The 6,542-nt window shown below is 77.5% G+C and carries 5 protein-coding genes; all 5 read left to right on the top strand.

Features of this window, described 5'->3' with window-relative positions; all coding sequences use genetic code 11:
- Positions 1 to 827 precede the first annotated feature (827 nt).
- On the top strand, positions 828 to 2,504 hold the full coding sequence (gene murJ / locus ACFWU6_RS19175; protein WP_383801412.1) for a murein biosynthesis integral membrane protein MurJ: 1,677 nt from the start codon (positions 828 to 830) through the stop codon (positions 2,502 to 2,504).
- On the top strand, positions 2,494 to 3,297 hold the full coding sequence (locus ACFWU6_RS19170; RefSeq protein ID WP_383801409.1) for a polysaccharide deacetylase family protein: 804 nt from the start codon (positions 2,494 to 2,496) through the stop codon (positions 3,295 to 3,297). The genes murJ and ACFWU6_RS19170 overlap by 11 nt, the downstream gene beginning before the upstream one ends.
- Positions 3,294 to 4,559: a glycosyltransferase gene (locus tag ACFWU6_RS19165; RefSeq protein WP_383801406.1), complete on the top strand. Its 1,266-nt coding sequence runs from the start codon at positions 3,294 to 3,296 to the stop codon at positions 4,557 to 4,559. Before ACFWU6_RS19170 ends, ACFWU6_RS19165 begins: the two co-directional genes overlap by 4 nt.
- A gap of 83 nt (positions 4,560 to 4,642) precedes the next feature.
- Complete coding sequence (locus ACFWU6_RS19160; protein WP_383801404.1) at positions 4,643 to 5,398, top strand: YveK family protein; 756 nt, start codon at positions 4,643 to 4,645, stop codon at positions 5,396 to 5,398.
- Positions 5,395 to 6,537: a GNAT family N-acetyltransferase gene (locus ACFWU6_RS19155; protein WP_383982067.1), complete on the top strand. Its 1,143-nt coding sequence runs from the start codon at positions 5,395 to 5,397 to the stop codon at positions 6,535 to 6,537. Before ACFWU6_RS19160 ends, ACFWU6_RS19155 begins: the two co-directional genes overlap by 4 nt.
- Positions 6,538 to 6,542: the final 5 nt, after the last annotated feature.

The raw sequence follows: 6,542 nt of genomic DNA, 5'->3' as shown, positions 1-6,542 counted from the left end.
ACAACACCCCCCCCCCTCTCCTCGCCCGCTACATTTTTTTAAAACCCACTGCCCGTGTGCCCTAACCCCCGCCCGGGGGGGGGCGGGGGCCCGGGGCCCCCGCCGCCGCCGCGGCCGCAGGCCGTCCGCCGCACCCGGACGGGCCGGACCCGGCCGCCGGTCCGGGCCGGCGGCCCGCGCCGTCCGGCTCCGCGGGCGCCGGGGACCATCCGCCCACCGCGCCGGAACCGGACGGCACGGCGGTCCTTCCGGCCCGCGGCCCGGTACTGCCCGGCTCGGCGCGGGCGGGTGCCGACGGCGGGTGCCGCGGAGCCGCGTCCGGGGGGGTGCGGGGCCCGGTGCTGTCCGGCGGGTCCGGGAGCGACCCCGGCTCCGCGGCGGGCGCCCTGCCGCGCGCCGCGGACGGCCCGCGGCGCGGCGTACGGGTGGCCGCGCGAGCGACGCGGCCCGCGGCCGGCCGCCCCGCCGCCCCGGCACCCGCCCCGGCCGGCCCCCGGAACGGCGCCCCGAGCCCGCCCGACCCACGATCGACCGACGCGCCCCCGGCGGGCACGGCCCCGGGAGGCGCGGCCGGAGGCGGTGCGGCCCCGGCGGGTGTGGCGTCGGGAGGCGCTGCTTCGGGCGGTCGGGCCAGGGACGGTGCGGCACCGGCGGGCGGAGCCCCGGGAGGGGCGGCACCGTACGGCCCGGCCCCGGGAGGCGCGGCCGGAGGCGGTGCGGCACCGGCGGGCGGGGCCCCGGGCATTGCGGCACCGGGAGGCGCGGTCCCGGACGGCGTGGCCCGGGCGGGTGCGGCCACGGACGGTGTGGCGTCGCAGGGGGTGGTCGTGGGCGGGGGGCCGGCCGGGAGTTCGGGGGGCGGGCGCGCCGAGGGCGCCGGCGGGAGCGGGCCGGCTCCGCTCGGGCGGTTCCTCGCCAAGGCCGCCGCCGTCACCGCCGGACTCACGGCCGCCGGGGCGGTGTTCGGGCTCGTACGGGACCAGACCATCGCGCACCTCTTCGGGGCCGGGCACGACAGCGACGCCTTCCTCATCGCCTGGACCGTGCCGGAGATGGCCTCGACGCTGCTCATCGAGGACGCCATGGCGCTGCTGATGGTGCCCGCCTTCAGCCACGCCCTGACCCGGCGGGCCGCCGGCCGGGCCGGCCTGACGCGCCGGCAGGCCCGCGTGCAGGACCCCGTACGGCTGCTGGTGGGGGCGACGCTGCCGCGCCTGGCCGTGCTGCTCGGCGCCGTCGCCGCGCTGCTCGTCCTGGCCGCGCCGCTCGTCGTCGCGGTGCTCGCGCCGGGCCTGCCCGATCCCGGACTGGCCGTCGAGTGCACCCGGCTGACCGCGCTGACCGTGCTGACCTTCGGGATCGCCGGGTACTTCAGCGCCGCGCTGCGGGCACACCGGTCCTTCCTGCCGCCGGCCGCGATCTACGTCTCGTACAACGTCGGCATCATCGGCACCATGCTCGCCGTGCACACCCTGTGGGGGGTGCGGGCGGCCGCCGCCGGAGTCGCCGTCGGCGGCCTGCTGATGGTCCTCGTCCAACTGCCGGCCTTCGTCCGGCACGTGGGCTTCGGCCCGGCCCGGGCCAGGGGCGTCCCGCGCATCCGGCGCGACCGGGACCGCCCCGCCCTCATCGCCTTCGGCCTCATCGCCCCCGTGATCTTCTTCGCCGTCTTCCGGCAGTCGCAGGTGCTGGTGGAGCGCTTCCTCGCGGCGTCCCTGCCGCCCGGGGCGATCTCGCACCTCAACTACGCCCAGAAGGTGGCGCAGATGCCGATGGTGCTGTCGTTGATGATCTGCACCGTCACCTTCCCCGTCGTGGCCCAGGCCATGGCCGGCGGGGAGCGGGAGAAGGCCCGGCGCCGGGTGGAGCAGGACCTCGCCCTCGCCTCCCTCGCCGTCCTCCTGGGCACGGCGATGGTCATCGGCTACGCCCCCCAGATCATCGAGGTCCTCTTCGAACGCGGGGCCTTCACCCACCGGGACACCCTCGCCACCGCCTCCGTCATGCGGGTCTACGCCCTGGGACTCCTCGGCCACTGCCTCGTCGGCGCGCTCTCCCGGCCCTTCTTCTCGACCGCCCGGCCCACCTGGTTCCCGGCGCTCGCGATGGGCGCCGGGCTGCTCGTCAACGTCGTGGCCGGAGCCTTCGCCGTCGGCTGGTGGGGCACCTACGGCATCGCCGCCGCCAACGCGGCCGGCATCTCCACCACCGCAGTCCTGCTCCTCACCGGCCTCGGCTCCCGCATCATCGCCATCCAGGTCCGCCGGGTGGCCGTCAGCATCGGCCGGCTCGCCGTGGCCGCCGTCGCCGCCTGCGCCACCGGCTGGATCGCCGGCCCGATGATCCCCCACGCGGCGGTCAGCGCCGCCCTCGGCTGCCTGCTCGTCCCGGCCATGTTCGGGGCCACCGGCACGGCCATACGGGCGCTCGAAGTCACCGCCCTTCCCGGCCAGATCGCCCAGCTCTCCTCCCAGCTCACGCAGAGGTTCCGCAATGTCCGCTGACTCCGACTCCGACACCGACACCGCCTCCGACACCGCGCCCGCCGCCGGGGCGGTCCCCACCCGGCGGTCCGCCCAGCCGTGGATCCTGATGTACCACTCGGTCGCCGAGTTCACCGACCCCGCCGAAGACCCGTACGGGATCACCGTCACCCCGCGCGCCCTGGAGGCCCAGCTGCTGTGGCTGCGCTCCCGGGGCCTGCGGGGGGTGTCCGTCGGCGAGCTGCTGCGGGCGCACGCGGCCGGACGCGGCGCCGGGCTCGTCGGCCTCACCTTCGACGACGGCTACACCGACTTCCTGACCCGGGCGCTGCCGCTGCTGCGCCGGTACGACTGCACCTCCACCCTCTTCGTGCTGCCCGGCCGGCTCGGCGTCGACAACGTGTGGGACCCGCTGGGCCCGCGCAAGCCGCTGCTCACCGCCGAGGGCATCCGGGAGGTCGCCGCCGCCGGACAGGAGGTCGGCTCGCACGGGCTGCTCCACCAGGACCTCACCGCCGCCCCCGACGACGTGCTCCAGCAGGAGCTGCGGGGCAGCCGCGACCTGCTGCGCGAGATCACCGGGACGCTGGCCGAGGGCTTCTGCTACCCCTACGGGCACCTCGACGCCCGGGTCGTCGACGCGACGCGGGCCGCCGGGTACGGCTACGCCTGCGCCATCGACCCCGGGCGGCTCGCGGGCCGGCACGCCCTGCCCCGTACGCACATCAGCCAGGCCGACGGCGCCGCCCGGCTCCGGGCCAAGCAGCTGCGCCACCAGGTGCGGGAGCTGCGCCGCGGGGTGACGGCACGATGAGGGCGCTGCACATCATCACCGGTCTCGGGATCGGCGGCGCCGAGCAGCAGCTGCGGCTGCTGCTGCGCCACCTGCCGATGCCCTGCGACGTGCTGACCCTGACCAACCCGGGCCCGGTGGCCGAGGGGCTGCGCGCCGACGGCGTCCGGGTCGTCCACCTGGGCATGCGGGGCAACCGGGACCTGAGCGCGCTGCCCAGGATGGTGCGGTTCATCCGGCGCGGCCGGTACGACCTCGTGCACACGCACCTGTACCGGGCCTGCGTGTACGGGCGGCTCGCGGCCCGGGCCGCCGGGGTGCGGGCCATCGTGGCCACCGAGCACTCGCTCGGCGAGGGCGAGATCGAAGGGCGGCCCCTGTCCGGCGGGGTGCGGGCGCTGTACCTGGCCGGCGAGCGCCTCGGCGCCGCGACCGTGGCGGTGTCGGAGACCGTGGCCGCCCGGCTGCGGGAGTGGGGGGTGCCGGCCGCCCGGGTGCACGTCGTACCGAACGGCATCGAGGCCGTCCGCTTCCGCTTCGACGAGGGCGTGCGGCGCTCCACCCGGGCCCGGACCGGGCTCCCGGAGCGGGCCTTCGTGGTCGGCGGGGTCGGCCGGCTGGTGCCGGGCAAGCGCTTCGACGTCCTGGTGCGGGCCGTGGCGGCGCTCCCCGGAGCGCACCTGCTGCTGGCCGGTGACGGGCCGGAGCGGGCCCGGCTGCGGCTGCTGGCCGCCGAGCTCGGCGCGCAGGGCCGCATCCACCTGCTGGGCGAGCGCGACCCGCTCGGCGACCGCGCCGACGGCCGCACCCCCGGGATCCCGGCGCTGCTGGCCGCCATGGACGTCTTCGTCTCCCCGTCCACGGAAGAGGCCTTCGGCCTGGCGGTGGTGGAGGCGCTGGCCGCCGGACTGCCGGTGCTGCACGTCACCTGCCCGGCCGTCGACGACCTGCCGCCCGACCAGGCGCCCGGCGCCCGGCGCATCGGCGCGGGCACGCAGGAGCTGGTCGCGGCGCTGCGCGGGCACCTGGAGGCGGGCGCCCGCAGGCTGCCGCCGCCGCCGGTGGTCCGCCGCTACGACATCGCCCGCAGCGCGCAGCAGCTCCTGGGCGTCTACGAGCTCGCCCTGGCGGCCCCGATCTCCGGCGCGGCCCCGCTGTCCGGCGCGGCCGTGGTCCCGGCCCCGGCGGACCCCCTGCCCGGGCCGCCGCCGCAGGCGCCCCCCGGCCCCGCGCCGACGGGCAGGGGCGCGGCCGCCCCGGGAGCCGTGGCAGGTCCCGGCTGACCCGTACGCACCCCGGCCGGGGGAACCGGAACCGGCCGGGACCCGCAGGAACCCCCCTCCACTCCCAGGAAGCGAGCACGCCCATGGCCGATACCGCCGACCGGCAGAAGCCCGACCAGCAGAAGCCCGACCGGACGACGTCCGACCCCCGCTCGGAGAAGAAGGCTCCCGGGCGCGGGCGGGTGCGGCCGCCCGCCTGGTGGCCGCTGCCCGCCTGCGCCGTGCTCGGGCTGGCCGCGGGCGGTGCGTACGGGGTGCTGAAGGCCCCCGAGTACGCCGCCACCAGTTACGTCGTGGCCGTCCCGGACGACACCACGGAGCCGGCCACCGCCCTCGGCTTCGCCCAGGCGTACGCCCGCATCGCCACCAGCAGCTCCACCCTCGCGTACGCCCAGCCCCGTGCGGGCGTCCCCGCCGGACGGCTGCGGACCCAGGTGCGGGCCGAGACCTCCCCGGAGTCCCCGATGATCGCCGTCACGGGCACCTCCACCAGCCCGGCCGAGGCCGCCGACATCGCCAACGCCGTCGCCGACGCGCTGTCCCTGAGCAGCAATCAGGCCGCCAAGAACACCGGCGTCCAGCTCCTGCTGTTCAACCAGGCCGTGGCCCCCTCCGAGCCGGTCTCCCCGTCCGCCCCCGTCAGCGGCGCCGTCGGCATGTGCGCGGGCGGTCTGCTGGGCGGCCTGTGGCTGCTGGCCCGTCCGGCCCGCGGGCGCCGCGGGGACGGGGCCTCCGACGGCGCCCCGGCCCCCGCCGGGGCGCCCGTGGCCGAGACGTACGCCTCGCTCCCCGCCCAGGGCGACCACGCCGAGACCAAGGAGAAGGAGTCCGCGCGATGACCTCGGGCTCCACCGGGGCCCTGGCGGTGACGCTGTGCCGCGATCCCCGGCAGTTCGCCGCGCTGGAGGAGCCGTGGAACCGGCTCGTCCGCGGCTGCCCCACCGCCACCCCCTTCCAGAGCCACGCCTGGCTGCACTCCTGGTGGCTGTCGTACGGCAAGGAGGGCCGGCTCCGGATCGTCCTCGTGCGGCGCGGCGGGGAACTGGTCGGCGCGGCCGCGCTGATGCTCGTACACCGGCCGCTGCCGCTGCTGGTGCCGCTCGGCGGCCACATCACCGACTACTTCGACGTGCTCGTGGCCGCGGACCGGCCCGACGAGATCCTCACGGCCCTGACCCGCGGGCTGCACCGGGCCGCCCGGGGCGCGGTCGTGGACCTGCGGGAGGTGCGCCCCGGAGCCGCCGCCGAGGCCGTGTACGAGCAGTGGGGCGGCGTCCGCAGCAAGTTGACCGACTCCACCTGCATGGAGCTGCCCACGCTGCCGTTCGACGAGCTGGTCAGGCGGATGCCGTCCTCGGGCGGCCAGCGGGTGCGGGCCAAGCTCCGCAAGACCGACGCGGCCGGGATCGAGGAGCACGAGGTCACCGAGCACGAGGTGCCGCGTGCCGTACGGACGCTGCTGCGGCTGCACGAGAAGCAGTGGCGCGGACGCGGGGTGACCCCCGAGCACCTGCGGCCGCGCTTCGCAGAGCACCTGACCCGGGCCACCCGGCGGATGGTGCGGGCCGGGGAGGGCCGGCTGACGGAGTTCCGGCTGGACGGCGAGGTGGTGGCGGCCAACGTCACGCTGCTGTCGGCCGGGCTGAGCGGCGGCTACCTGTACGGGGCGGACCCGGACCTGCGCGCGCGGAAGGTGGACGTGGCGTCGCTGCTGCTGCGCCACGAGACCGGGCGGGCGCTCGCCGACGGGCGCCCGGTGGTGAGCTTCCTGCGCGGAAACGAGCCGTACAAGAACCACTGGCGGCCCGAGACGGTCGTCAACCAGCGGTTCCTGCTGGCCACGACCGCGCTCGCACCCCTGCTGCGGCTGCACGAGTCGCAGGTGACGGGGCGCGAGCGGGCCCGGGACGCGCTGCGCGAGGCGCTGCCGGCCGCCAGGGACTGGCGGGCGCGGCTCAACGATCTGCGGGTGCGATGACCCGT

The sequence above is a fragment of the Streptomyces sp. NPDC058674 genome, assembly GCF_042716505.1.
Taxonomy (GTDB): domain Bacteria; phylum Actinomycetota; class Actinomycetes; order Streptomycetales; family Streptomycetaceae; genus Streptomyces.
The sequence above is the reverse complement of the archived record's forward strand: the minus strand, read 5'-3'. Positions and strand labels throughout refer to the sequence as shown.

Bases quoted from the DNA above. Each gene is read 5' to 3' on its own strand.
- ACFWU6_RS19155 (WP_383982067.1), top strand. From the start codon at position 5,395: ATGACCTCGGGCTCCACCGGGGCCCTGGCGGTGACGCTGTGCCGCGAT.
- ACFWU6_RS19160 (WP_383801404.1), top strand. From the start codon at position 4,643: ATGGCCGATACCGCCGACCGGCAGAAGCCCGACCAGCAGAAGCCCGAC.
- ACFWU6_RS19165 (WP_383801406.1), top strand. From the start codon at position 3,294: ATGAGGGCGCTGCACATCATCACCGGTCTCGGGATCGGCGGCGCCGAG.
- ACFWU6_RS19170 (WP_383801409.1), top strand. From the start codon at position 2,494: ATGTCCGCTGACTCCGACTCCGACACCGACACCGCCTCCGACACCGCG.